This is a genomic window from Armatimonadota bacterium (assembly GCA_031459855.1).
In the GTDB taxonomy this organism is placed as follows: domain Bacteria; phylum Sysuimicrobiota; class Sysuimicrobiia; order Sysuimicrobiales; family Humicultoraceae; genus Fervidifonticultor; species Fervidifonticultor primus.
This window is the reverse complement of the sequence record JAVKHP010000001.1, coordinates 2,487,884-2,512,593: the sequence shown is the minus strand read 5'-3', so window position 1 is coordinate 2,512,593 and position 24,710 is coordinate 2,487,884. Positions and strand designations below refer to the sequence as shown.

The 24,710-nt window shown below is 72.9% G+C and carries 25 protein-coding genes; 10 read left to right on the top strand and 15 right to left on the bottom strand.

Annotation, left to right across the window (positions count from 1 at the left end; genetic code table 11):
- Positions 1–37: 37 nt before the first annotated feature.
- The 5 genes from ftsX to QN157_11475 all read right to left on the bottom strand — a co-directional run bounded on the left by ftsX (position 38) and on the right by QN157_11475 (position 4,203).
- Complete coding sequence (ftsX, locus tag QN157_11495) at positions 38–1,009, bottom strand: permease-like cell division protein FtsX (GenBank protein ID MDR7556216.1); 972 nt, start codon at positions 1,007–1,009, stop codon at positions 38–40.
- Positions 975–1,661 (bottom strand): cell division ATP-binding protein FtsE, encoded by a 687-nt coding sequence (gene ftsE / locus QN157_11490; GenBank protein ID MDR7556215.1) that lies wholly within the window; start codon positions 1,659–1,661, stop codon positions 975–977. Before ftsE ends, ftsX begins: the two co-directional genes overlap by 35 nt.
- A 139-nt stretch (positions 1,662–1,800) precedes the next feature.
- Complete coding sequence (surE, locus tag QN157_11485) at positions 1,801–2,568, bottom strand: 5'/3'-nucleotidase SurE (protein MDR7556214.1); 768 nt, start codon at positions 2,566–2,568, stop codon at positions 1,801–1,803.
- Complete coding sequence (gene cutA, locus QN157_11480) at positions 2,565–2,921, bottom strand: divalent-cation tolerance protein CutA (protein MDR7556213.1); 357 nt, start codon at positions 2,919–2,921, stop codon at positions 2,565–2,567. The genes surE and cutA overlap by 4 nt, the downstream gene beginning before the upstream one ends.
- A gap of 118 nt (positions 2,922–3,039) precedes the next feature.
- The gene (locus QN157_11475; GenBank protein MDR7556212.1) at positions 3,040–4,203 is read right to left on the bottom strand and encodes a HEAT repeat domain-containing protein; all 1,164 of its coding nucleotides are present in this window, start codon (positions 4,201–4,203) and stop codon (positions 3,040–3,042) included.
- 217 nt (positions 4,204–4,420) lie between these two features.
- Between QN157_11475 and QN157_11470 the strand changes: the two genes are divergently transcribed.
- From QN157_11470 to QN157_11445, 6 genes are all read left to right on the top strand, one after another.
- Positions 4,421–4,765, top strand: a complete 345-nt coding sequence (locus QN157_11470; protein ID MDR7556211.1) for a hypothetical protein — start codon at positions 4,421–4,423, stop codon at positions 4,763–4,765.
- A gap of 37 nt (positions 4,766–4,802) precedes the next feature.
- A complete protein-coding gene (gene hpt, locus QN157_11465) occupies positions 4,803–5,345 on the top strand; it encodes a hypoxanthine phosphoribosyltransferase (GenBank protein MDR7556210.1) in 543 nt (180 codons plus the stop codon).
- 46 nt (positions 5,346–5,391) lie between these two features.
- Positions 5,392–6,888: an ABC transporter ATP-binding protein gene (locus QN157_11460; GenBank protein ID MDR7556209.1), complete on the top strand. Its 1,497-nt coding sequence runs from the start codon at positions 5,392–5,394 to the stop codon at positions 6,886–6,888.
- The gene (locus QN157_11455) at positions 6,885–8,039 is read left to right on the top strand and encodes an ABC transporter permease (GenBank protein ID MDR7556208.1); all 1,155 of its coding nucleotides are present in this window, start codon (positions 6,885–6,887) and stop codon (positions 8,037–8,039) included. Before QN157_11460 ends, QN157_11455 begins: the two co-directional genes overlap by 4 nt.
- Positions 8,036–8,896, top strand: coding sequence for an ABC transporter permease (locus QN157_11450; GenBank protein ID MDR7556207.1), 861 nt, complete (start codon positions 8,036–8,038; stop codon positions 8,894–8,896). The genes QN157_11455 and QN157_11450 overlap by 4 nt, the downstream gene beginning before the upstream one ends.
- Before the next feature lie 290 nt (positions 8,897–9,186).
- Entirely contained in the window at positions 9,187–10,341 is a 1,155-nt protein-coding gene (locus QN157_11445) for a BMP family ABC transporter substrate-binding protein (GenBank protein MDR7556206.1), read from the top strand.
- 1 nt (position 10,342) lies between these two features.
- On the opposite strand, the gene hisIE is transcribed toward QN157_11445, so the two are convergent.
- From hisIE to QN157_11395, 10 genes are all read right to left on the bottom strand, one after another.
- Entirely contained in the window at positions 10,343–11,008 is a 666-nt protein-coding gene (gene hisIE / locus QN157_11440; protein ID MDR7556205.1) for a bifunctional phosphoribosyl-AMP cyclohydrolase/phosphoribosyl-ATP diphosphatase HisIE, read from the bottom strand.
- Entirely contained in the window at positions 10,998–11,795 is a 798-nt protein-coding gene (hisF, locus tag QN157_11435; protein MDR7556204.1) for an imidazole glycerol phosphate synthase subunit HisF, read from the bottom strand. Before hisF ends, hisIE begins: the two co-directional genes overlap by 11 nt.
- Positions 11,795–12,511, bottom strand: coding sequence for a 1-(5-phosphoribosyl)-5-[(5-phosphoribosylamino)methylideneamino]imidazole-4-carboxamide isomerase (gene hisA, locus QN157_11430; GenBank protein ID MDR7556203.1), 717 nt, complete (start codon positions 12,509–12,511; stop codon positions 11,795–11,797). Before hisA ends, hisF begins: the two co-directional genes overlap by 1 nt.
- Entirely contained in the window at positions 12,508–13,134 is a 627-nt protein-coding gene (gene hisH / locus QN157_11425; protein ID MDR7556202.1) for an imidazole glycerol phosphate synthase subunit HisH, read from the bottom strand. The genes hisA and hisH overlap by 4 nt, the downstream gene beginning before the upstream one ends.
- Before the next feature lie 11 nt (positions 13,135–13,145).
- Positions 13,146–13,727 carry an imidazoleglycerol-phosphate dehydratase HisB gene (gene hisB / locus QN157_11420; protein MDR7556201.1) on the bottom strand — a complete coding sequence of 194 codons (582 nt, stop codon included), beginning with the start codon at positions 13,725–13,727 and terminating at the stop codon, positions 13,146–13,148.
- Positions 13,724–14,821 carry a histidinol-phosphate transaminase gene (gene hisC, locus QN157_11415; GenBank protein MDR7556200.1) on the bottom strand — a complete coding sequence of 366 codons (1,098 nt, stop codon included), beginning with the start codon at positions 14,819–14,821 and terminating at the stop codon, positions 13,724–13,726. Before hisC ends, hisB begins: the two co-directional genes overlap by 4 nt.
- The gene (gene hisD / locus QN157_11410) at positions 14,818–16,143 is read right to left on the bottom strand and encodes a histidinol dehydrogenase (GenBank protein MDR7556199.1); all 1,326 of its coding nucleotides are present in this window, start codon (positions 16,141–16,143) and stop codon (positions 14,818–14,820) included. Before hisD ends, hisC begins: the two co-directional genes overlap by 4 nt.
- A complete protein-coding gene (gene hisG / locus QN157_11405; GenBank protein ID MDR7556198.1) occupies positions 16,136–16,786 on the bottom strand; it encodes an ATP phosphoribosyltransferase in 651 nt (216 codons plus the stop codon). The genes hisD and hisG overlap by 8 nt, the downstream gene beginning before the upstream one ends.
- Entirely contained in the window at positions 16,783–17,985 is a 1,203-nt protein-coding gene (gene hisZ, locus QN157_11400) for an ATP phosphoribosyltransferase regulatory subunit (GenBank protein MDR7556197.1), read from the bottom strand. Before hisZ ends, hisG begins: the two co-directional genes overlap by 4 nt.
- 130 nt (positions 17,986–18,115) lie before the next feature.
- Positions 18,116–18,511, bottom strand: coding sequence for a YerC/YecD family TrpR-related protein (locus QN157_11395; GenBank protein MDR7556196.1), 396 nt, complete (start codon positions 18,509–18,511; stop codon positions 18,116–18,118).
- Positions 18,512–18,990: 479 nt separating this feature from the next.
- Here QN157_11395 and QN157_11390 point away from each other — a divergent pair, with 479 nt between their 5' ends.
- The 4 genes from QN157_11390 (at position 18,991) to QN157_11375 (ending at position 24,659) form a co-directional block, all read left to right on the top strand.
- Complete coding sequence (locus tag QN157_11390) at positions 18,991–20,277, top strand: tetratricopeptide repeat protein (GenBank protein ID MDR7556195.1); 1,287 nt, start codon at positions 18,991–18,993, stop codon at positions 20,275–20,277.
- A 181-nt stretch (positions 20,278–20,458) separates the two neighbouring features.
- Entirely contained in the window at positions 20,459–22,207 is a 1,749-nt protein-coding gene (locus QN157_11385) for a glutamine--tRNA ligase/YqeY domain fusion protein (protein MDR7556194.1), read from the top strand.
- A complete protein-coding gene (locus tag QN157_11380) occupies positions 22,179–22,559 on the top strand; it encodes an OsmC family protein (GenBank protein MDR7556193.1) in 381 nt (126 codons plus the stop codon). Before QN157_11385 ends, QN157_11380 begins: the two co-directional genes overlap by 29 nt.
- Before the next feature lie 582 nt (positions 22,560–23,141).
- Positions 23,142–24,659 carry a hypothetical protein gene (locus tag QN157_11375; protein MDR7556192.1) on the top strand — a complete coding sequence of 506 codons (1,518 nt, stop codon included), beginning with the start codon at positions 23,142–23,144 and terminating at the stop codon, positions 24,657–24,659.
- The last annotated feature ends 51 nt before the right edge of the window (positions 24,660–24,710 follow it).

Sequence of the window (24,710 nt, the reverse complement as noted above, 5' to 3'; positions counted from 1 at the left end):
CGCCGCGCAATGGCCCCCTGCCCGCCGGATGTCGTCCTCACAGGACCAGGTACCGGCGCAGCCCCAGGGCGCTACCGACAATGCCCACGGCGATCCCCACGGCCCAGACCAGCGCGAGCACGCCGGGCAGGACCGCGGGCGGGGGCAACAGCGGAAGGAACGGTAGCGAGGCGTCGACCCGGGCGGCCAGCCAGGCGTACCCGGCGCCCAGCAGGCAGCTGGCCGCTGCCGCGGCGAGCGCGCCCTGCAGGGCACCTTCCCACAGGAACGGCCCGCGGATGAACCCGGGCGTGGCGCCCACGAGGGTCATGATCTCGATCTCCTGCCGTCGCGCCGACACCGTCAGGCGGATCGTGTTCGTGATGATCAGCAGGGCCGCGGCCGCCAGGACGCCCGCAACGGCCGCGGCGCTGACCCGCACGGCCCGGGTCACGGCCACCACGCGGTCGACCACCGGCGTGCCGAAGACGACGTCGTCGACACCGGGAAGCCGGCGAGTCGCCTCGGCCACCTCGCGAATCCGCGCCGCATCGCGCACCCGCACCTCGATGGAGTCGGGCAGCGGGTTCGACGGCAACGACGCGGCCAGGGAGGCGGGCATGCCGTAGGTGGCCTGAAGGCGACGCAGGGCCTCGGCACGCCCGACCAGCACGGCGCGGCGTACGCCCGGGAGGGCCTCGACCGCGGCCAGCGTGCGATGCTGCTGCGCCGCAGTGAGCCCGTCGCGCAGCAGAACCACCACTTCCACCTGGTCCTCAAGGAGGGTCGCCAGGTGCACCAGGTTCGCCGACACCAGCGCCCCGCCGCCGGCGACCGCCAGCGCTACGAGCATCGTGGTCGTGGCGGCGAGCGTCATCAGGCCGCCCCGGCGCATGGCCGCCAGCGCCTCCCGCACCGCCGCCCCGCGCTGCCGGCGGCTCGTCGGCCGTCGACCGGATGCGGGCGGTCGGCCGGACAGCCCGCCCGGTCGGGGCTCAGCGCGCGGGGGCGTAGAGACCTCGGTGCTCATCGCGGACCACGCGCCCTCCCCGCAGTTCCACCACCCGCCGCCGAAGGATGTCCACCAGGGTGGGGTTGTGGGTGGTCACGATCACCGTCGTTCCCCGCCGGTTGATCTCGCTGAGCAGGTGCATGATCTCCCACGCCGCCTCGGGGTCGAGGTTGCCCGTGGGTTCGTCGGCCAGCAGCACTCGCGGCCGGTTGACGATGGCCCGCGCGATGGCCGCTCGCTGCTGCTCGCCACCCGAGAGGCTGGCGGGGAGCGCGTGCGCGCGGTCGGCCAGGCCGACCACCTCCAACGCCCAGTGCACGCGGGGGGTGATCTCGAGGGGGTCGGCGCCCGTCACCTCCAGGGCGAACGCGACGTTGCCGGCCACCGTGCGGCCCGGCAGCAACTTGAACTCCTGGAAGACCACGCCCAGCCGGCGCCGGAAGTAGGGCACCTCCGCAGCGGCCAGCGCCCCGACGTCCACGCCGTCCACGACGACACGGCCCGTGGTGGGACGTTCCACGCGCTGGATCAGCTTGAGGAACGTGGACTTCCCGCTGCCCGTGGGACCGACCAGGAAGACGAACTCGCCGGCCGCGATGTGGACCGTGACGTCCTGGAGAGCGATGACCCCGGGGAAATACCGCTTGCCGACGCCGTCAAACTGGACCATGCGCGCTCCGACGGAAGAGTCCGACGCCTGCCACGTCGACGCCGTCCGGCGTCGCAGCGGTGTTCTCCGTGCTCGGGAGAATTCCTGCCCGCCTCCCGCCGCACCCGGGCACACGGGACGCCCCTGCGCCCCGCGGTGGCTACGGAAAGGTCAGCCCCCAGGTCGCCAGGTCGTGCAGCAACCGCTCGTCGGTCATGTTGAGATGGATCGGGGTCACGGAGATGTACCCGCGGGCCACGGCCCACCCGTCGGTGCCCTCGCGATCGCCGACGGGCTCGCGCTCTCCGGTCAGCCAGTAGTAGTGGCGGCCGCGGGGATCGGTGCGCCGCTCGAGGCGGGCGAGGTAGCGCCGCGTGCTCTGCCGCGTGAGCGCCACGCCGCGGATGCGCTCGCGCGGCAGGTTCGGCACGTTGACGTTGATGACGGCGTCGGCGGGCAGCCGGTGCGTCGCCACCGCGCGGGCCAGCTGCTCGACGAACGCCGCCGCCACGTCGAACCGGACGTCCACGAACGACGCCACCGACACTGCGATGCTGGGGATCCCCAGGATGGCGCCTTCCATGGCCCCGGAGACGGTCCCCGAGTACGTCAGGTCCAGGCCCAGGTTGGCACCGACGTTGATGCCCGAGACCACGAGGTCGGGCCGCGCGCCCAGCAGCTCGACCACGCCCAGCACGACGCAGTCCGCAGGCGTGCCGTTCGTGGCCCAGGCGCGGATCCCGCCCGCCACCGGCACCGTCGCCGGGGTGGCCCGCAGCGGCTTGTGCAGCGTGATCGCGTGCCCGGTGGCGCTGCGTTCGTGCTCGGGAGCCACCACGGCCACCTCGTGGTGTGGGGCCAGGGCGGCGGCGAGGGCGTGGAGACCGGGCGAGTGGATGCCGTCGTCGTTGGTGAGGAGGACCTTCACGGCGCGGCTCCGCCCGCGGGCACAGGGCCGCCGTCGGCTGCGCTGACCTCGCCGGCCAGCCACGCCAGGTAGGGCGGCCATCCGCCCGTGACCGGCACCGCCACCACCTCGGGCACCTCGTAGGAGTGCAGCGCACGCACCCGCGCGGTCAGCGCCTCGAGACGCGCCGCCACGGTCTTGACCACCAGGAGCACCTCGTCGGCGTGCTCCACGCGCCCCTGCCAGCGGTAGACCGACCGTGCCCCTGGCACGACGGTCACGCAGGCCGCCAGGCGCTCCTCCACCAGGGCGTCGGCGATCCGCGTGGCCTCGTCGAGGCTGGCAGCGGTACTGAGGACGATCACCGGGATCATCGGCCGTCTACTGGCGGCGCGCACACCCAGCGCGCGTGGCGCCGACCGCCGCCCGGGACCCCGCGTGTCCCAGAACGGGTCGAGCCGGTGCAGGCCACGCGGCCCTGGGCGGGGAGGCCTAGTCTTGCTCGCGCCACCAGTCCGGAGACAGGTCGCGCTCGGACCGCACCTTGCGCACGCTGGGCCGGGCGCCGGCCCGCTCCTTGGCGACGCGCGCGCGGAGCTGCTCGAACTCGCGGAGGTCGGTGAGCACCTTGAGGGTGTTCCACACCGCGTCCTCCACGTGCTCGCCGCCTTCCTTCTGGAGCAGGGCGACCAGGGGCTCGATCACCCGCTTGTCCCGCAGCTTGCCCAGGATCTTGATGGCCAGCCGCTTGACCTCCACGTCGTCGTCGTCCAGCGAGGTGACGAACTGGTCCGCGGCGCCTTCGCCGAACAGGGCGAACAGGACGCGCAGCGCGAACCGCCGCACCTTCGGCATGGGGTTCTCGAGGGCCAGGCGCAGCTGCTCGACGACCTCGCCCCGCGGGTGCGCGGCGAAGGCCTCGACGACGGCGCGCGGGGGGTACACCTCCCGGTCCCCGTGGCCCCCCTCACCCGGCTCGACGACGCCGCGCTCTTCCAGCCGCGCCAGCGTCGCCACCACCGCTTCCTGCATCCGCGGGTCCCGCAGGAACAGCTCGACGAGGGGCTTCACGATGCGGCTGTCGCCCACGCGCCCCAGCACGGTCAAGGCCGTGACCTGGATGACTTGGCTCTCGTGGTGCAGCGCCTGCAGCAGCGCGTCGACGGCCCGCGGGCCGATGTCCACCAGGATCTTCATCACGGTGGCGCCAAGCTTGCGCCGGAGGTTCTTGTCCTCGAAGGCCGCTAGCAGTGCGGGCACGGCGTCGGGGCCGATCCGCACCAGGGCTTCGGTCGCGGCCAGCTGCAGCGACCGCTCGCGGCGCCCCAGCACGCGGATCAGCGGCTCCACCGCCCCCCGGTCCCGCATGTCCCGCAGGCCGTTGACAGCCTGCAGGACGACCTGCTCGCTGCGGTCGCCCAGCGCGGTGCGCAACGCCTCGGCCGCAGCGGCACCGCCGATGCGCCGCAGCGCCATCACCGCGCTCTTGCGCACGTACTCGTCGGGGTCCTGGAGCGCCCGCGCAAGGGCCGTCACCGCGGCCTCGTCGCCGAGCTTGCCCAGCGCATGGGCCGCGTCGCTCCGGACGGTGACGTCGTGGCTCTCCAATTGCCGGAGATAGCGTTGTAGCTCCTCGGCCCTGGCGGCCTCCGGCATGTACAGACTCCCCCTGATGTAGACACACGAGTACCGCCCACCCGCGCCCGGGCGGTCCTGGCGGGCCTGCTTTAATAAGTATTGTACCACACCCCTGCGCCTGCCCCGCACCCTGAGGCCGCGAACCTGGCACAAGGACCCGACAGGACCCGACGAGGAGGGAACCCGACCCACGGCCGGCTTGCGGCCGACGGGCGGACTCCCTATACTCAGGGCAATGGCAGTACGGCCGGGCGTCCGTTTCGCCCACGAAAGCGAGGCGGAGTTCGCGCGGATCCTGGACTTCTACGGCATCCGCTGGGAGTACGAGCCTCGCTCCTTCCCGCTCCAGTGGGACGCGCAGGGCCGGGTGATCGAGAGCTTCAGCCCCGACTTCTACCTGCCCGATCTCGACCTCTACGTCGAGCTCACGACCCTCAAGCAGAGCCTGGTCACCCGAAAGAACCGTAAGCTGCGGCGCATGCGGGAACTGTACCCCGAGGTGCGCGTCAAGATCTTCTACGGTCGCGACTACCGCAACCTGCTGGCCAAGTACGGCCTGCACCCGGTGCGCAGCCGGTGACCCCGCCACCCGCCCGCACCGCCCTCCGGCGACCGTGATGGTCACGGCACCCATCGACGTCCTCTTCACGGAGGCCGAGATCCGGACCCGAGTGGGCGAGCTGGCGGCCGCCATCAGCCGCGACTACGCCGGACGCGACCTCCTGGTCGTGACGGTGCTCAAGGGCGGCGTCTACTTCCTCACGGACCTCACCCGCGCGCTGGAGATCCCGGTGACCATCGATTTCCTGGCCATCAGCTCCTACCGCGGGGGCAAGGGCCCCACGGGCGTCGTCCGGTTGCTCAAGGACCTGGACGAGGAGATCACCGGGCGGTCGGTGCTGCTGGTGGAGGACATCATCGACACCGGGCTGACGGCGTCCTACCTGGTGCGCGCCCTGCAGGCGCGGGACCCGGCCGACCTGGCTATCTGCACGCTGCTGGACAAGCGCGTGCGGCGGCTGGTGGAGACGCTGCCCATCCGCTACCGCGGCTTCGAGATCCCCGACGTCTTCGTGGTGGGCTACGGGCTCGACTACCGCCAGCTCTACCGCAACCTGCCCTACGTGGGCGTGTTGCGGGCCGATCCCGCCGGGGCCTGAGGAGCGCGGCGCAGGGGCCGCTGCCTGGCGCGCAGAATCCGCCGGCATGCTGGAACTGCGCCAGATCACCAAACGCTTCCCCGGCGTGGTGGCCAACGACGGGGTCACGCTCCAGGTCGCGCCGGGCGAGGTCCACGCGCTGCTGGGCGAGAACGGCGCCGGCAAGACCACGCTGGTGAGCGTGCTCTACGGGTTGCAGCAGCCCGATGCCGGCGAGATCTGGCTCGACGGGCAGCGCGTGCGGATCCGGTCGCCGCGGGACGCGCTGCGGCTGGGCATCGGCATGGTCCCCCAGCACTTCCTGCTGATCCGCCGGCACACCGTGGCCGAGAACGTGGCGTTGGGCCTGCCGGGGGAACCGTTCGTGCGGCCCACGCAGCGCCTCGAGCCCCGCCTCCTCGACCTGGCCACCCGGTACGGGCTGGGCGTGGATCCGCGCGCGCGGATAGCCGACCTCTCGCCCAGCGAGCAGCAGCGGGTGGAGATCCTGAAGGTGCTCTTGCGCGGCGCCAGGATCCTGATCCTCGACGAGCCCACCAGCGTGCTCACCCCGCAAGAGGTGCGTGGCCTGTTCGAGGTCCTGCGCCGCATGCGGCGCGATGGCCACGCCGTCATCTTCATCTCCCACAAGCTGGACGAGGTGACCGCCATCGCCGACCGGATCACGGTGCTGCGGCGAGGCCGCGTCGTGGCCACCCTGCCGGCAGCGGGCGTCGACCGGCGGGCCCTGGCCCGGATGATGGTGGGCCGCGACGTGATGTTCCAGCCTGCCCGCCAGCAGACGACGCCGGGTGATGTGGTGCTGCAGGTGGACGGCCTGCGGGCCCCGGGCCCCCGAGGTGTCGACGCCCTCCGCGGCGTCTCCCTGGTGGTCCGGGGGGGCGAGATCCTGGGCATCGCCGGTGTGGCCGGGAACGGCCAGCGCGAGCTGGTCGAGGTGCTGACCGGTCTGCGCCGCGCCACGGGCGGGCGCGTGCTGCTGTGCGGCCACGACGTCACCAACAAGCCGGCGCGCCTGCTGCACGACCTGGGCGTGGCGCACATCCCCGAGGACCGCCTGCGCGACGGGATCGTCCCGACCATGTCGGTGGCCGAGAACCTGGTGCTGCGGCGCTACCGCCACCGGCCGTTCGCGCGGGGCGCGCTGCTGGACTCGCGGGCGGTGGCGGCCTTCGCCCGAGCGGTCATCGCGGAGTACGAGATCGCCACCCCAGGCCCCGAGGTGCCCGCTCGCCTGCTCTCGGGCGGCAACGTGCAGCGCCTCATCCTGGGCCGGGAGCTCTCCGGCCAGCCGGTGCTCGTGGTCGCCGCGCACCCCACCGCGGGGCTGGACGTGGCGGCCACCGAGCAGGTCCACGCCCGGCTGCAGCAGTGTCGGGCCCAGGGCGCCGCCGTGCTGCTGGTTTCGGAGGACCTGGACGAGATCCTGGCCCTGGCGGACCGAATCGCGGTGTTCTTCGGCGGACAGGTCGCGGGCGAACTGCCGGCACAGGAAGCCGACCCCGAGCGCCTCGGGCTCCTGATGATGGGGCACCGCGCGTGAAGCGCCTCGGTCCGGTGGCGATCGAACCGGTGGCGGCGCCCTCGGGCGCCTGGGTGCTGGCGGTCTCGGCCGGCGCCGTCGCCGCGGCGCTGGCGGCCTCGGCCGCGCTGTTCTGGGCGTTTGGGCTCTCGCCCGTGGCAGTCTACCGCGCGATGTTCGCCGGCACCCTGGCCGATCCGCGCGCCGCGCCAGAGATCCTCCGCCAGTCAATCCCCTTGCTGCTGTGCGGCGCGGGTCTGGTCGTCGCGTTTCGCGCCCAGTTCTGGAACATCGGTGCCGAGGGCCAGCTGCTGGCGGGCGCCGTGGGCGCGACGGGCGTTGCGTTGTTCGTCCCCGCAGGGCCGTGGTCGATTCCCGTGCTGTTCGCCGCCGGGTTCGCGGCCGGCGCGGCGTGGAGCCTGGTGCCCGCGTGGTTGCGGTTGGGCCTCGAGGTGAACGAGGTCATCACGACCCTCATGATGAACTACATCGCCCTCTTCCTCGTGGAATGGTTGATCCACGGCCCGTGGAAGGGCACGGCGGTCTTCGGGTTCGCGTACACCGACACGTTTCCGCAGCCCGCGTGGCTGCCGGTGATCCCGGGCACGCACGTCCACTGGCCGACGCTGGCGGTGGGACTGCTGGCGGCAGGCGGGCTCGCATTCCTGCTGGCCCGGACGCGCCTGGGCTTCGAGATCCGCGTGCTGGGCCAGAACCCGCACGCAGCGCGCTACGCCGGCATCGACGCCGCGCGGACGACCCTGGCGGCAGTGGTGCTCTCGGCCGGGCTGGCCGGCCTGGCCGGGGCGGGCGAGGTGGCGGGCATCCACCACAAGTTGCTCTCGCCCTCCCAGGTGTCGGCGGGGTACGGCTACGCCGCCATCATCGTGGCGTGGCTGGCGCGCGGGCACCCGCTGGCCGCGGTGCTCACCGCCCTCTTCCTGGGGTGGATCTTCACCAGCGGCGACGTCATGAAGGTCGCCCTGCAGCTCCCGTTCCAGGTGACCTTGATGTTCAACGGGCTGATCCTCTTCTTCCTCATCGGCAGCGAGCGGCTGCTCGCGTACCGCGTCCGCTGGACGGGGGTCCCGCGTGCGGGCGCACCGGCGCTGGTGGCCGCCGGCAACGAGAGCACGGCCGCCACGGGCGTGGGGGGAGCGCACCGACGGTGATCGACTACGTCCTCACGACCGTCGTCCGCGCTCTGGCCGTGGGCACACCCCTGCTGTGGGCGTCGCTGGGCGAGATCTACGCCGAGCGGAGCGGCGTGGTCAACCTGGGCGTGGAAGGCATGATGATCCTTGGCGCCTTCTTCGCCTTCGCGGTGGCGCACACCACGGGCCACCCCGTGCTGGGGCTGCTGGCGGCTGCCGCGGCCGGCGGTGCTGCGGCGTTCCTGCATGCGGTGGTGGCCATCACGCTGCGCGGCAACCAGTACGTCTCGGGCCTGGCGTTGGCGATGTTCGGCCTGGGCGCGGCTGGCGTGCTGGGCCGCGGCTGGGAAGGCATCCCCCTCCTCACCACGTTGCCGGAGGTTTCGGCGCTGACGTACCTGGGTCTGGGGCTTGCGGTCGTGCTGTGGGGCGCGCTGTACCACACGCGCCTGGGCCTGGTGCTCCGCTCGGTGGGCGAGGCGCCCGCCGCGGCCGCAGCCGCCGGCGTGAACGTGATCCTGGTGCGCTATGCCGCCGTGGTGTTCGGCGGCGTCCTGGCCGGGGTGGCCGGCGGGTTCCTGTCGGTCGCTTACCGGCCGTCGTGGACCGAGGGGATGACTGCCGGGCTGGGGTGGATCGCCATCGCGCTGGCGATCTTCGCCGGCTGGGACCCCCTGCGTGCCGTCGCGGGCACCTTCCTGTACGGTGCCCTGTTCTTCCTGTCGTTCCGGCTGCAGGCGCAGATCCCACCGGAGTTCCTGCGCATGCTCCCCTTCGCCTTCACCATCGCGGCGCTGGCCGTCATGGCGCGCCGGCAGCGGGGCCAGGGGGCACCGGAGGCCCTGGGGGTGCCGTGGGCGCCCGGGGAACGATGATGGCCCTTGCGCCCGTGCCTGCGTCCCGCAGGGTGTGTGCCGACACGGGCGGGGCACGTGAGCACCGCGACGCCGCCTGACGGCGTACGCCCCGCAACGTCCGCACCGGCACGGGCGGGCGGTAGATGTCAGGCGGTAGGTCTCTCCGGCGCGGCCGTCGGACGGTCCCGATGCCTGTCGGCCCGCCGCGGGCCGGCAGGTAAGCGCGCCCGCAGGGCGTATCGTGGTCCAGAGGGCGAATGCGGCGGGAGGACCAGCGAGTCGGGAGGACCAGCGAAAGGAGGCGCACCATGCGGTGGACGGTGGCGGTGGTCGTTGCGCTGCTGCTCGGCAGCCTGACCGCTGCGGGCGGGGCGCAGCAGCGGAAGCTGAAGGCCGGCTTCATCTACGTGGGGCCCATCGGCGACTACGGGTGGACCCACGCCCATGATGTGGGGCGGAGGAAGGCGGAACAGCAGCTCCCCTGGCTCGAGACGGTGTTCATCGAGAGCGTCAAGGAGGGGCAGGAGACGCTGTTCATCGACAAGCTGATCCAGCAGGGCGCGCGGGTCATCTTCACCACCAGCTTCGGCTTCATGGACGGCACGCTGGCGGCCGCCAGGCGCTACCCCAACCACATCTTCGCGCACGCCTCGGGGTTCAAGCGGGCGCCCAACATGGCCACCTACATGGCCGACTTCTACCAGGTCTACTACCTGAACGGCCTGATGGCCGGGGCCGTCACCCGCAGCGGCAAGATCGCCTACGTGGGGGCCCATCCCATCTCGGAGGTGAAGCGGCACATCGACGCCTTCGCGCTGGGGGTGCGGGCGGTCAACCCGCGGGCCACCGTCCACGTGCGCTGGATCAACGACTGGTTCAACCCGGCTGCGGCCAAGGAGGCGGCCGAGGCGCTGATCGCCGAGGGGGCCGACGTCTTCGCCTTCACCGAGGACTCGCCCACCGTGGTGCAGGTGGCGGCCCGGCGCAACCTCCCCAGCTTCGGCCACTACTCGCCCATGAAGCGGTTCGCGCCCCAGCACTGTCTCTCGGGCCAGCTCGTCCACTGGGACAAGATCTACGTGGACTTCCTACGAAAGGTGTACCAGGGCACGTACACCACGGAGAACCTCGAGAAGGTCGACTACTGGTGGCTCCTGGCCCAAGGCGCGGTGGAGCTGGGATGCGAGATGGGCGAGCCGATCAACCCCCAGTGGGTCGGCCGCCTGAAGGCGGTGACCGTGCAGACCCCCGACCTGGGGCGGCTGTCGGTGTACGACCTGGTCATGCGCCGCCACGCGCAGATGGCCAAGAATCCTCCGGCCTTCGATCCGTTCACCGGGCCGATCCGTGACCGCAAGGGTGTGGTGCGCGTGCCGACCGGCAAGCGGATGACCGTCGCGGAGCTGACCAGCATGGAGTGGGCCGCCCCTGGCGTGGTCGGCCCCTGGCCAAAGGAGCCCTAACTTACGCCCCACGTGCGGCCAGGACGTCGAGCACGCGCGCCAGCGGCACGCCGCGGCCCGCCAGGAGGACGAGGAGGTGGTACACTAGGTCGGCCGCCTCCTCTGCCACCCGGTCGTCGGACTCCGCGCGCGCGGCCCGCACCACCTCCTCGGCCTCTTCGCGCACCTTGGCGCCGATGGCATCCACGCCGCCCGCCAGGAGGCGCGCGGTGTAGGATCCGGACGGCATCGCGCGGCGACGGTCGGCGATCACCGCCTCCAGGCGTGGCAACACCGGGCCGGCGGCGCGCTGCTCGCATCCGCCTGTATCACGGTAGAAGCACGACGCGTGCCCGGTGTGGCAGGCCGGCCCCTGGGGCACCACCTGGAGCAGCACCGCGTCGCCGTCGCAGTCCACCGCGGTCCGCACCACCCGCTGGGTGTGGCCTGAGGTCTCGCCCTTGCGCCACAACGCCTGGCGCGTGCGGCTCCAGAACCACGCCTCGCCCGTGGCGAGCGTCCGGGCGAACGCCTCCGGGTTCATCCACGCCAGCATCAGCACCGTGCCGGTCCGGGCGTCCTGCACAACGCAGGGCAGCAGCCCGCCCTCCCACCGCAGCAGTGCCGCCTGCGCCGAACCGCCGTCTGCACCGCCCGGCAGGGGTGCGTCGTCAGGTTCACGCCTCACGTGCGTCCTCCTCGTCCCACACCAGCCGCACCGGCACGCCGGCCGCGGCCAGAGCAGCCTTGCAGACAGGGATCGGAAACCGTCCGTAGTGGAAGATCGAGGCCGCCAGCGCCGCGTCGGCCCTGCCCGCCGTCAGCACCTCGCAGAGGTGCTCGGGCCGCCCCGCCCCGCCAGAGGCCACGACCGGGATCGTCACGGCCTCGGCCACTCGCCGGGTGAGCTCGAGCTCGTAGCCCTCTTCGGTGCCGTCGCGGTCGACGCTGGTGAGCAGGATCTCGCCGGCACCCAGGCGCGCGGCCTCGCGCGCCCAGGCGACCGCATCCAGCCCGGTCGGACGCCGTCCCCCGTGGGTCATCACCTCGTACCACACCCTGCCGTCCTCCTCGCGGCGCTTCGCGTCGATCGCGACCACCACGCACTGGCTTCCGAACCGATCGGCCGCGTCGGCGATCAAGGCGGGCCGCGCCACCGCCGCGGTGTTGACTGCGACCTTGTCGGCGCCGGCCAGCAGCAGCGCACGGATGTCGTCTGCGGACCGCACGCCGCCCCCCACGGTGAGCGGGATGAACACCTGCTCGGCGGTGCGACGCACGACCTCGAGCAGGGTCGGCCGAGCCTCCACCGACGCGGTGATGTCCAGGTAGACCAGCTCGTCGGCGCCCTGGCGGTCGTACCGCGCCGCGAGCGCCACCGGGTCGCCCGCGTCGCGCAGATCGACGAACGCCCGGCCCTTGACCACACGGCCTGCGGCCACGTCCAGGCAGGGGATGACGCGCTTGGCGAGCATCAGGGCACCCGGGGCAGGCGCACCACGTCGGCGAGACGGAGCCGCCCCTCGTACAGGGCGCGGCCGACGACGACACCCTCGGCGCCGGCGGCAGCCGCGGCCCGAACGTCATCGGGCGTCGTCACGCCGCCCGCGAGGACCACCGGCACCGCGACCGCGCGCACGAGCGCGACGAGCCCGTCCAGATCCGGGCCTGTCAGCATCCCGTCCCGGGTCACGTCGGTGTAGATCAGGCGCGGCGCGCCCGCGGCCACGACGCGCCGCGCGGCCTCCACCACCGGGATGTCGGTGACCGCCTGCCAGCCCTCTACGGCCACAGCGCCGCGCCGCGCGTCGAGGGCCACCGCGATCCGGTCGCCGAAGCGCCGCACGCCCTCACGCAACAGGGGACCGGCCAGCGCCGCCGTCCCCAGCACCGCGCGGGCTGCGCCGGCGGCCAGCACGGCCTCGACGTCGTCCAGGCGGCGCAGGCCACCTCCGACTTGCACCGGGATGGCGACGGCACGACAGATCCGGCCGACGACGTCGAGATGGCGTGGCGCCCCGGCCAGCGCGCCGTCGAGGTCGACCACGTGGAGCCAGGGCGCGCCCTCGGCCGCCCAGCGCCGGGCCACGGCCACCGGATCGTCGGCGAAGACGTCCTCGCGGGCGACGTCGCCCTGACGCAGGCGCACGGCCCGCCCGCGGCGCAGATCGACAGCGGCGTAGACGATCACCGCGCGGCCCGGGCCGCCAGGCCCGCGATGACGTTGGCCAGCAGCCGCGCGCCCAGACGGCTGCTCTTCTCCGGGTGGAACTGGAATCCAATCACGGTGCCGGCGCGCACGATGGCAGGGAAGCGCACGCCGTGGGTGGACCAGGCCACGACCACCGCAGGATCGGCCGGCTGGACCGCGTACGAGTGGACGAAATAGACGTACGCGGGCTCGGGGAGGCTGGCCACCAGGGGGTCGGGGCGCGCGACCTCCAGGGTGTTCCACCCCATGTGGGGTACCTTGACGCCCGCCGGAAGGCGTCGCACGACGCCCCGCAGGATGCCCAACCCTTCGGTGAGCGCACCGCCCTCGTCGCTCTCGTCGAAGAGCAGCTGCATCCCCAGGCACAGCCCCAGCACCGGGATCCCGGCCCGCACGACGGCACGCAGTCCCTCGACCATGCCCGCTGCCTGCAGCCGCCGCACCGCGGGCGCAAACGCGCCGACACCCGGTACCACCACCAGGTCCGCGCCGACGAGCTCATCAGGGCCGGTGACCAGCCGCGGGGTCCCGCCCGCAGCTGCCAGCGCCCGTGTCACGCTGCGCAGGTTGCCCGCACCGTAGTCGACGACCGCGATCTCCACCGCCAGCCTCCTCACAGCACCCCTTTGGTGGAGGGGACGTCGCGGCCCACCACCGCCACTGCCCGGCCCAGGGCCACGCCCAGCCCTTTGAAGACCGCCTCCGCGATGTGGTGGCTGTTGCGCCCCCGCACCTGGTCGACGTGGAGCGTCACCGCCGCGTGGGTGGCGAACGCCCGTAGCGCTTCCTCGACCAGCTCGACCGGGAAGTCGCCCACGCGGTCCTGGGGAAACGCCAGTTCGGCGTGGAGGTACGGCCGCCCCGAGACGTCCAGCGCCACCCGCACCAGGGCGTCGTCCATCGGCAGGTGCAACGAGGCGAAGCGCGCGATGCCCGCGCCGTCGCCCAGCGCGGCCCGGAAGGCCTGCCCCAGCACGATCGCCACGTCCTCCACGGTGTGGTGCGCATCGACTGCGAGGTCCCCGTCGGCGCGCACGGCCAAGGTGAACCCCGCAAACCGCGCGAGCGCCGCCAGGAGGTGGTCGTAGAAGGCCACCCCGGTGCGCACGTCGGCCCGGCCGTCGCCGTCCAGGTCCAGACTGACCCGCACGCGGGTCTCCGCGGTGACCCGCTCGAGCTCGGCGCGACGGCTCATGGCAGGTGCGCGCCCAACGTCTCCCGCAGGGCGTCGAGGAAGCGGTCGTTGTCGGCGGGCCGCCCGATCGAGACGCGCAGGCACCGCTCGAGCCCGGGGATGCCCGAGACGTCCCGCACCAGCACCCCGCGCTCGGCCAGTGCCTGCCAGACAGCAGTTGGCGGGCGGCCCGGCTCGAACAGGAGGAAGTTGGTCTCGCTCGGGTACACCACGAGCCCCAACGCCGCCAGGGCGGCCGCGACGCGGGCCCGCTCGGCAACCACGGCCTCCACGCGGGCCCGAGCCACGTCGCGGTGGGCCACGAGCACGGGAACGGCGATCTGCGCGAAGACGTTGAGGCCATACGGCGGCAGGACCTTGTGCAGTTCTGCGGCCACCTCGGGGGAAGCGGTGATCCAGCCCACCCGCAGGCCCGCACCGCCCATGGCCTTGCTGAACGTCCGCACCACCAGCACGTGTGGCCACTGCGCCACCGCGTCCAGGTGCGAGACGCTCGCGAACTCCCAGTACGCCTCGTCGATGGCCACCGCACCGGGCGCGCCGGCGATCACCGCGCGGACCGCGTCGGGGGCCAGCAGGTTCCCGGTGGGGTTGTTGGGCGAGACCAGGTAGATCAGCTCCGCCCGGTGCGCGTGGGCGGCCCGGAGCACCGCGTCGACGTCCAGCGCGAAGCCCGCGCCCAACGGGACCGCGGCCACCCGCGCGCCCGCCACCGTGGCCAGGGTCCTCGCCATCGAGTAGGTAGGCGTCGCCAGCACCACCGTCCCGCCGGCGGCGTAGGCGGAAAACAGCGCCCACAGCGCCTCGTTGGAGCCCGCCGTGGGCACCACCATCGCCGGGGGCGTCCCCTGCAAGCGCGCGAGCGCCTCGCAGACGGCCTCGGCCCGGGCCGCGGGATACCGGTGCCAGGGCGTCGCAACCACCTGCTGCGCCACCTCGCGCTTGACGGCCTCGGGCCAGTCGTCGGGTGCCTCGTTCTGGTGCAGGCGCACGGCGCCGGCCGGCTGGACCAGCCGGTAGGCGCGCAGGGCCCGGACCTCGCGACGCACCAGCGCCACCCCGTCGGTGCGCGCGGGTTGGTCGAGCATGGTCATGCCGACACCTCCCGGACGGTCAGCGCCCGGACGTGCGCGGGGAAGCCTTCGTAGGCCCCGAGCCGGACCGCCGCAGGTCCAACCGTCCGCAAACCCCGCTCGTCGAGGGTGGCCAGGGAGGTCGCCTTGAGGAACGACCACACCGTCACCCCCGAGGCCGCCACCGCGGCCCCGCCCGTGGGCAGCGCCGCCGGCACGCCGATGGCGTAGTTGGCCGCAGCGAACGGCGTGTGCGCCCCGAGGAGGATCTCGCCGGCGTGGCGGATGCGCGGGAGCAGGGCGAAGGGGTCGCGCACGGCAAGCATGAGGTGCTCGGGCGCGTAGGCGTTGACCCACGCGATGGCCTCGTCCAGGTCGTCGGCGATCCACAGGCCGCCCTGCTCGACCAGCGCCGCGCGCGCGAAGTCGCGGCGCGGCTGCGGAAGCCCGGCCAGCGCATCGGGGAGCCTGGCGGCCACCGCGGCAGCGACGGCCGCCTCGGTGGTCACCAGCAGCACGGCCGAGTCCGCACCGTGCTCGGCTTCGTTCAGCAGGTCGGCCACCAGGCGTTCGGGGTCGGCGGTCTCGTCGGCCAGCACCACGGCTTCGCTGGGGCCCAGCAGGACCAGGGGGCGCGCCCCATAGGCGGCTGCGGCCAGCTGGATCGCCGCGATCACCGGATTGCCGGGCCCGACGACTACGTCGGCGCGCGGGATGCTGGCCGTGCCCACGGCCAGGGCCGCCACGCCGGCCGCGCCGTTGCACCGGAAGATCCGCCGGACCCCCAGCAGGTCAGCGGCCACCAGCACGGCAGGGTCGGCGCTCCCGTCGGGACGCGGCGGCACGACGATGGCCAGGTCCTCCACGCCGGCCACGACGGCGGGCGTCACCATGGCCACGACCATCGACGGGAACGAGCCCTTGCCCGACGGCACGTAGATCCCTGCCGACCGGCACGCGGTGTACCGCACGCCCACGACGACCCCGGGCTCCAGCTCCGTCAGGGCCAGCTCCGGAGGGCGCAGCCAGAGGTTGTAGCGGCGGCTCCGGGCGATGGCGGCCCGCAGCGCCTCGTGTACGGCATCGGGCAACGCGCGGTGCGCTGCCGCCACCTCGTCTTCGCGTACCGCGAACTGCCCGGGGGCGAGCGCCACGCCGTCCCAGCGCGCCGTGTAGGCTGCCACGGCGGCATCGCCGTCCCGGGCGACGTCGTCCAGCACCTGCGCGGCGTACTGCCGGCGTGCGGCGGTGTACACCTGTTCCCGGGCGCGCGCCACGCGCGCTTCCCGCTCCTGCGGGGTCAGGGTGCGCAGGAGCCGTGGCACGATCGCGGTCTCACGCACGGACGGGGCCCTCCATCGTGCGCACCTGCCGTTCCACCCGCGCCACGAACTCGGCCACGCGCGGGCGCAGCAGGCTGGCGCGGTTGACCACCAGACGCGCCGTCGACCGCGCCACCTCCGCGACCTCCCGCAGCCGGTTCTCGCGCAGGGTCCGCCCGGTCATCACCAGGTCCAGGATACCGTCGGCCAGCCCCACCAGGGGCGCCAGCTCCACCGAACCGTGCAGGACCACCACCTCCACCGGCCGCCCGAGCTCGTCGAAGAACCGCGCCGCCAGGCGTGGGTACTTCGTGGCGATGCGCAGCACGCGGCCGGGCTGCCACAGGGCGTCGGCGCGCTCCTCGGGCAGCGCCACGACCGCCCGGCACGCGCCAAACCCCAGGTCGAGCAGCTCGTAGACGTCGCGGCTCTGCTCCAGCAGCATGTCGCGGCCGCTGATGCCGACGTCGGCAGCCCCGTGCTCGACGTAGGCCAACAGGTCGGTCGGCTTGGCCGCCAGCACCCGCACGTCGTCGGCGACCTCCACGAGCAACCGCCGATCGCGGCCGGACGCATCGAGAGCCACGCCGACCTGTGCCAGCAGCGCCACGGCACCGGACCACAGCCGGCCGGTGGGCAGGGCGATCGTCAGCCGTTCGCTCACGGGTCCGTCTGCATCGCGCGCACCTGCGCGCACAGCGCCTCCAGCGTCGCGGGGACGGGATGCCGGTCGCTGTCTACCCGGATCCCATCCTCGGTGACCCACACCTGGAACGCCGGGGCATCCAAGGAGGCCGGCCCGTCCCCGGCCGCGAGCACCGCGATCGCCCCGGCCTCGCGCAGCCGCGCGGCCGCGCGCACCGCCCGGGCGTACGCGGCGCCATCGCCGTAGCGGACGACCACGCGCGGCGGCTGCGGCAACGCGACGTGCGTGGCGTCCAACACGCGCTCCACGCCCAACGCGAACCCCGTGGCAGGCGCCGGCTGGCCGAAGCGCGCCAGCAACGCGTCGTAGCGGCCGCCGCCCAGCAGGGGCCGGCCTGCCCGCGGCCCGTGGGCCTCGAAGACGACGCCCGTGTAGTAGTCGAAGTCGCGAATCAGGCCCAGGTCGACCTCGAGCCGCACGTCCAGAGCGTAGGGCGCCAGCGCCTCCAGGACCGCGCCCAGCACCGCGAGCGCCTCGCGGCTCTCGGCGGTCGTCGCCAGCGCGGCCGCGCGCTCCAGCGCCCCGGCGCCGCGCAGCCCGGGCACGGCGCGCAGCGCCTCCCGCGCCGGACCCGCCGGCACGACCCGGTCGAGCTCGGCGAAGGCGCGCCGGTACAACAGGTCGCGGGCAGCGTCGGCCGCCGCCGCGGGCAGCGTGGCCAGCACGCCTCGAAGGAACCCCGCGTGCCCGACGCTCACCGTGGCCTGCTCGACCCCGGCGATGCGCAGCGCCTCGGCCGCCAGAGCGATCACCTCAGCGTCGGCGGCCAGCGAGCCGTCGCCGATGACCTCCACGCCCGCCTGCGTGAACTGGCGCTCGCGCCCCGAGCCGCGCTCCTGCCCGCGAAAGACGGCAGCGACGTACGCCAGGCGCCACGGGCGGTCGCCGGCCGGCAGCAGGCGCGTGGCCGCGTACCGCGCCAGGGGCACCGTCATCTCTGGCCGCAGGGCCAGCACCTCGCCGCCGGTGTCCACGAGCTTCAGCAGCCGGTCGCCGACCCCCGGCCCCGCGCCCTGCAGGAACGTCTCCAGGAACTCCAGCAGCGGGGTCTCGACCTCCACGTAGCCCCACCGCGCAAAGAGCGCGCGCCAGCGCGCTTCCAGCCATCGGCGCCGGACCATCTCGTCGGCGGGCACGTCGCGCATGCCGACCGGCACGTGCCGCCACCGTGCCGCCTGCGTTCCCCGAATACGCACGGTCGATCCCTGGAGAGCCTTTATTTCTTCATCACGTTAAAGTAGCAGCGAAGTAAACACCTTTAAAAGGTACCACGCTTGGGATCGGCGGTCAACCCCTGGCCTGCGGTCGCCGCGGCCCCTGCGGTCGCTGCGGCCGCCGTGGTCGCGGCGATCGCCGCGGCCGGCCCTGACGCGGCGCCCGGGCCAGCCGCCCCAACACCGTGCGGTAGCCGTCGGCGCCGTACTCGAGGAAGCGCCGGACCCTGCTGATGGTGGCGCTGCTGGCACCGGTGCGTCGCGCGATCTCCTCGTACGTGCGCCCGGCCGCCAGCAACCGCGCCACCTCCAGGCGGGCCGCCAGCGCGCGTACCTCGCCGATCGTGCACAGGTCCTCAAGGAACCGGTAGCACTCCTCTGCGGAACGCAGGCTGAGCATGGCGTGGACGAGCTGATCGACCAGCGGGTCGCGCAGGCGCGGATTCACCCCTGCAGGCTGCCGTCGCATCGTCTCAGCTCCGTCCGTGTCCCGGGCCCACCGGACCGTTGGCCGTGCGGTCACGAGGAATTCCGCAGCCACGATCCGCCGCGGACGCCACCGCCGGCCGTGCCCCAAGCGCCGCCCGGGCCCGACGGCGAGGGCGCATGCTCCCTTTCGCCCGCCGCCGCCCCTCCCCTGCTCCAGCGGCGGCATACCGGCGCTCATGGACGTCAGACCCGACCATCACCGGCTTTCCCCTCCTGCGCGACGGCACGCTCCCGGGACGAGGAAGTCCGCTAACCACGACGCCATCGTCGCCTAGCTTCCCTGGCGGCGAACGACCATGTGTTTCCGAGGAGCGGACGCCAGCGCGGAATTCAACACAGATGAAACCTGGTTGCCAGACGTCCGACATCACGCTACACTGAGCCCGTATGCTACGGTCCTCGCAGACCACGGGACGTGCGCACCGTCCGGAGTGGCTCGTACAGTTCGGACGGCGGCTGATGCTGGCCCGCAACCGGGCAGGCCTGACGCAGCAGGCGCTGGGTGCGCCCGACCTGAGCAAGAGCTTCATCAGCCTGCTCGAGAGCGGTCGCTCGTACCCGTCGGTGGAGACCGTCATCGCCCTGGCCCGCCGGATGCACACCTCAGTGGGCTCGCTGCTCTTCGATCCCGCCGACCTCCGCCAGGAGATCGCGCTGAGCCTGCTGCACCTGGCGTCTGCGCTGGATCCGCGGACCGCGGGCGACGACGCGCTCCGGCTGCTCGCCGCGACCGAAGGGGTACTGGTGCCCCTCCCACCGGCCCTGCACGCCCAGGTCCTGCTACACCGGGCGCGGGTGCTGCTGGCCAGGGGGCAGGTCGAGGACGCCCGGCGGCTCCTCACAGAGGCCGCCGCGCTGGCCGCCCGCCACCGCCTGGAGGGGCCCGCAAGCCAAGCACTGGCGCTCCAGGGGATGGCGGCGCTCTGCCAGGAGGACGTCGACGCCGCCCGGCCCCTGCTGGAGCAGGCCGTGGACGCCATGCGCCGGAGCAAGACCGCGCGCACCGAGGAGCACGTGCGCGCCCTCATCGCCTTGGGCAGCGTCCACGTGCGCAGCGGCCACCCCGAGCGCGGCCAGCGCGCCTATCGGCGCGCGCTGGACCTGGCCACCCGCCTGCGCGCTCCGCGGCTCCGTGGCTATGCCCTGTGGGGTCTGGGGGTCGCAGCCTGCGTCCGCCGACATCCCGAGCAGGCCGCGGCCTGGCTCGAACAGGCGGTCCAGAGCCTGCAACAGGACGGAAGCCCAGAGGATCTGTGCGGGGCCCTGACCGCGCTCGGCGTGGCCCGCTGTTTGCAGGGGCGCTATGGCGATGCGCTGGCCGTGCTGCAACGGGCTCTGCGTCTCCAGGAGCAGTACCAGGCCGATCCTGTGCACCGCAGCGAAGCGTGGAGCCGCCTGGCACAGGTGTTGCTGGCCATCGACCGGCGGGGTGACGCCGCCCGCGCCGCGCGGCGCGCGCTGCGCGACGCGCAGGCCGCCGGGGCCCGCGCCGCAGAAGCGCAGGCGCAGGTCACGCTGGCGCGCGTGCTGTACGCGCAGGGTCGCCGGACCGAAGCCGTCGAGGCGCTGCGCGACGCCCAGACGGCACTCAAGCGCACAGGGCACGCCCAGCAGGCCGCCACTGCGGCGGCCCTGCTGGCGCTCTGGACCCGCGAACAGCCAGCAGCCGGCGAGGGAGGCCCGTCCGGACCGGCCGCCGCGTCCCTGGCGCTCGACCCGCCGCCGTTCCCACCGGTCGTCGTCTAGCCCGGCCCGTGCGCCGGCCGAGGCGCAGTGCCTGCCCGCCCTGCGCTGCGCCGGGCGCCGCAACCAGATGGTTGCCGTCGACCGCGTCGCGACCGTACCCCCGGCGAGGGAGCCCGGCCGGTGCATGGCGAAGGAATTGCCGACAACCTGCCAGCTGGCAGAGGCCACGACGGAGAGCGCGATGACGATCTCCGCCGGTCCCCGGCACGTTCCGCCCAACTTCATCACGGAGATCATCGACGAGGATCTCCGCCACGGCCGCTACAGCCGGGTGCGCACCCGCTTTCCGCCGGAGCCCAACGGCTACCTGCACATCGGGCACGCCAAGGCCATCTGCTTGAACTTCGGGCTCGCCCTGGACTACGGGGGCGACTGCCACCTCCGCTTCGACGACACCAACCCGGAGACCGAGTCCCTGGAGTACGTGGAGGCGATCAAGCGGGACGTGGCCTGGCTGGGGTTCCGGTGGACCCGCGAGTGCTATGCCTCGGACTACTTCGAACAGCTCTACGAGTGCGCGGTGCAGCTCATCAAAGACGGGAAGGCCTACGTGGACAGCCTCACCGAGGACGAGATCAGCGCCTACCGCGGCACCCTGACCGAGCCCGGCCGCCCCAGCCCCTACCGCGACCGCAGCGTCGAGGAGAACCTGGACCTCTTCCGGCGCATGCGCGCCGGCGAGTTCCCCAACGGCGCCCACGTGCTGCGGGCGAAGATCGATCTCGCCAGCCCCAACATGAAGTTGCGCGACCCGGTCCTCTACCGGATCGTGCACGCGCGGCACTACCGCACCGGCGACGCGTGGTGCATCTACCCGCTGTACGACTTCGCGCACCCGCTCTCGGACGTCATCGAGGGTATCACGCACAGCCTCTGCACCCTCGAGTTCGAGAACAACCGGGCCATCTACGACTGGCTCGTCGAGCACCTGCGCGGGACGTGCGGCCTGCCCGCCGCACCCCGCCCCCATCAGTACGAGTTCGCGCGGCTGAACCTCGACTACACGGTGCTGTCCAAGCGCCGGCTCATCCGGCTCGTGGAGGGCGGGTACGTCAGCGGCTGGGACGACCCGCGGATGCCCACGCTGTCGGGACTGCGGCGCCGCGGCGTGCCCCCCGAGGCGATCCGCGCGTTCGTCGCCAGGATCGGGGTGGCCCGGGCGGACAACCGCGTCGACGTGGGCCTGCTTGAGGCCGCCATCCGTGACGAGCTCAACACCCGGGCCCCGCGGGTGCTGGCCGTGCTCCGGCCGCTACGCGTGGTCCTGACCAACTACCCGCCGGCGCAGGTCGAGGAGCTCGATGCCCCCTACTGGCCCCGCGACATCGGGAAGCCGGGCTCGCGGCCGGTGCCCCTGTGTCGCGAGCTCTACATCGAGCAGGACGACTTCGCCGAGCACCCGCCCCGCGGCTTCCACCGGCTGACGCCCGGCGGGCGCGTGCGGCTGCGGCACGCCTACGTGATCCGCTGCGACGAGGTCGTCAAGGACGCGGCCGGTCGGGTCGTGGAGCTCCGCTGCCGGTACGACCCCGACACCCTGGGCCGCCCGCCTGCCGACGGGCCGGTCAAGGGCACGATCCACTGGGTGTCGGCCCGACACGCCGTGCCGGCCGAGATCCGGCTCTACGATCGGTTGTTCCGCGTGCCCGACCCCGAGGCCGCGGGCGGGGAGTTCACCGACCACCTCAACCCGGCCTCCCTCACCGTGGTGCATGGATTCGTCGAGCCCAGCGTGCTTGGCGATCCCCCGGACACGCGCTACCAGTTCGAGCGGCTCGGGTACTTCTGGCAGGATCCTATAGACTCCCGGCCCGACCGGCTGGTGTTCAACCGCATCGTCACCCTGCGGGACTCGTGGGCCAAGATCGTCGGCAAACTCCAGCACGGAGGTGATGCACCCCATGGCAGCGACGGACCTGCGAGTCTATGAGGCGCAGGCACGCTCGTCGGGCGTCTTCGGCCGGGTGGTGTGCTCGGCCCGCACCCACCACGTGATCGTCGACGGGCCGGTGCAGAACGGCTGCCCGGGCGAGGAGCTCACGCCCGGAGAACTCTTCCTGGCCGGCGTGGCCACCTGCGCCGTGGAACTGGTCGAGGTCCTTGCGCGCGAGAAAGGGTACCCCATCCCCCGGGTGGCGGCGCAGATCACCGGGACCATCGACCGGTCCGCGCCGGTCCGCCCCGACGTCACCCTGTTCAACAGCGTCCGCCTGACCCTCCAGCTGGCCGGCGTCGACGGCCCACAGGCCGCGGACCTGGTCGAGACGTTCAAACGCCGCTGACCGCTGTACGGGACGGTCGCAGTTGCGACCCCGGACGTCGAGGTCACCTGGCGGCTCGGCGAGTGACGAGACCAATGTGACGATCGCACCCGAGCGCGGCGCGGGACTATCCGCGTCGGCGTACCGGCATGCACCGTACGCGCGGCCCCTGCGGGTCGTCGTGGTGCTCCTCAAGGTCGCCGGCGGTGGCGCCGAACGGCTGGTGCGCAGCTTCCTGCGGGGCCTCCCGCCCTCGGTGGAATGCGTCCTCCTGCCGAGCCCTGCGTCCGACGCGTCTTGCCCCTCGCACGCTATCCTGCGCGCTGGCTCTACCCACGGCTGGCGGCGGCGCCTGTCCATCCCAGGGCGGGGCCGTCCCGTCGGCCGGTCACCCTGACGATGGGTGGCGACGCGGAGGAGGAGAGACGCGTCACTGCGTCGAACAGCCCGTTCCCTGATTAGGAGACCTAATGATCTAGTCGCTCCTGCAAGACGCCGCGCACGTGGAAAGGCGTGCGTTGCCGCGGCAGGACGACGTACGGACCAACACCGGGTGCACGATCCGCCTCGCACGGCCAGTCACTCCACCAGGGGGGTGTCGTCATGGCAACCGTACGGCGAACGGTGATGGTGCTGGCACTCGCGGCCGCCACGATCGTCTGGCCGGCAGCGGCGGCGCGCTCGGCGCAGACACCGGGCAGCGCGCCGACGCCCGCCCTGCCGAAGAACGCCGTCGTGGTCAGCGAGTTCGCGCCGTGGTTCTTCCCGCAGACGCTGCGGGTCGGCGTCGGTGACGAGGTCGTGTGGTCGTTCTCCGACGCCCGGACGCTGCACACGATCACGTTCCTCACCGGGTTCGACGAGCCGGCGAAGACCATCACCATTGCGGGGCGCAAGGGCACCGCGCGTCAGCAGTTCACCAAGCCCGGCGTCTACGTCTACGTGTGCGCGATCCACCCCTACATGGACGGACAGATCGCGGTCGGGACCGACCCCTTGCCGCAGTTCATCAAGGCGTGGCCACCGGCCAGCCCCACCAGCGTGGTGCCGCCCCGCGTGCGCGGCCGCGGTGAGGTCTGGGTCGACACCCAGTTCCAGACCCGACCCAACCGCGAGGCGCCCGGGACCATCACGGTCGTGGACGCCGTCACGATGCGGGTGAAGGCGACCATCGATGGCGACTTCAACAACCCGCACAACCCCATGGTCTCCTGGGACGAGCGGTACCTCGTCCAGACCAACTGGCACGAGAACTACCTGACCATCATCGACGTCGCCACCCGGCGTATCGTCAAGAACCGCATCCCGGTGGGCGAGTCGCCGGCGCACACCCACACCACGCCGCGGGGCAAGGCCGTGGTGACCATCAACGCCTCGAACCGGATCGCCGTGCTCGACCTGGTCAAAGCCGTGGACCCCGCGGTTCCGGCGGCGCAGGTACCGGTGCGCTACATCGAGGTGCCGTTCGGACCGCACGGCGGCTGGATCTCGCCCGACGGCAAGATCCTGGTCGCGGCCAACGCGCTGGCGGGCAAGATGTCGATCATCGACCTCGACGCGGAGAAACTGCTCGCCACGGTGGATCTGACGAAAGTCACGGACCTCGATGGGAAGGCGTTCGGCGCCAACCTGCCGCTGTACGCCGCCATCTCGCCCAACAAGCGCTACGCGGCGACCACGACGGTCCTCCTCACCCACGACAAGCTGCTCCAGGGACGCGTCGTCTTCCAGGACCTGCGCGACCCGGCGAATCCGAAGGTGGTCAAGGTCGTGCGCGTGGGGGCTGTGCCCATCCAGTCGCCGTTCAGCCCGGACGGCCGCTACGTGGTCGTAGCCAACACCGGGACCGCCAACGTCAGCGTCATCGCCGTCGACTACACCGATCCGTCGAGGATTCGGGTCGTCAGCCAGGTACCGGCGTACAAAGGGGCCCACGGCGTGGCCTACGGGTTCAAGCAGGGCGGTGGCTTCCTGGCCTACGTCACCAACAAGTACGCGCCGATCCTCACGGTGGTCGACCTCACCACCACGCCACCGCGCAAGGCGGGCGACGTGCACCTCGGCCCGGACGCGTGGGGCGGGAACGGTGTCGTCGTCGTCAAGCCCAGGCCGGCGCACTGACGCCCCGGCACGACGCGAAGACGCCGTGGGGACCGGAGGCCGTGGCAGACC

Excerpts from the sequence above, each read along its gene's own strand:
- QN157_11475 (MDR7556212.1), bottom strand. The coding sequence starts at position 4,203 with ATGCCGGAGGCCGCCAGGGCCGAGGAGCTACAACGCTATCTCCGGCAA.
- ftsX (MDR7556216.1), bottom strand. The coding sequence starts at position 1,009 with ATGAGCACCGAGGTCTCTACGCCCCCGCGCGCTGAGCCCCGACCGGGC.
- cutA (MDR7556213.1), bottom strand. The coding sequence starts at position 2,921 with ATGATCCCGGTGATCGTCCTCAGTACCGCTGCCAGCCTCGACGAGGCC.
- QN157_11460 (MDR7556209.1), top strand. The coding sequence starts at position 5,392 with ATGCTGGAACTGCGCCAGATCACCAAACGCTTCCCCGGCGTGGTGGCC.
- QN157_11470 (MDR7556211.1), top strand. The coding sequence starts at position 4,421 with ATGGCAGTACGGCCGGGCGTCCGTTTCGCCCACGAAAGCGAGGCGGAG.
- hisB (MDR7556201.1), bottom strand. The coding sequence starts at position 13,727 with ATGAGCCGTCGCGCCGAGCTCGAGCGGGTCACCGCGGAGACCCGCGTG.
- QN157_11385 (MDR7556194.1), top strand. The coding sequence starts at position 20,459 with ATGACGATCTCCGCCGGTCCCCGGCACGTTCCGCCCAACTTCATCACG.
- hpt (MDR7556210.1), top strand. The coding sequence starts at position 4,803 with ATGGTCACGGCACCCATCGACGTCCTCTTCACGGAGGCCGAGATCCGG.
- QN157_11395 (MDR7556196.1), bottom strand. The coding sequence starts at position 18,511 with ATGCGACGGCAGCCTGCAGGGGTGAATCCGCGCCTGCGCGACCCGCTG.
- QN157_11375 (MDR7556192.1), top strand. The coding sequence starts at position 23,142 with ATGGCAACCGTACGGCGAACGGTGATGGTGCTGGCACTCGCGGCCGCC.
- QN157_11380 (MDR7556193.1), top strand. The coding sequence starts at position 22,179 with ATGGCAGCGACGGACCTGCGAGTCTATGAGGCGCAGGCACGCTCGTCG.
- QN157_11390 (MDR7556195.1), top strand. The coding sequence starts at position 18,991 with ATGCTGGCCCGCAACCGGGCAGGCCTGACGCAGCAGGCGCTGGGTGCG.
- hisC (MDR7556200.1), bottom strand. The coding sequence starts at position 14,821 with ATGACCATGCTCGACCAACCCGCGCGCACCGACGGGGTGGCGCTGGTG.
- QN157_11445 (MDR7556206.1), top strand. The coding sequence starts at position 9,187 with ATGCGGTGGACGGTGGCGGTGGTCGTTGCGCTGCTGCTCGGCAGCCTG.
- ftsE (MDR7556215.1), bottom strand. The coding sequence starts at position 1,661 with ATGGTCCAGTTTGACGGCGTCGGCAAGCGGTATTTCCCCGGGGTCATC.
- hisF (MDR7556204.1), bottom strand. The coding sequence starts at position 11,795 with ATGCTCGCCAAGCGCGTCATCCCCTGCCTGGACGTGGCCGCAGGCCGT.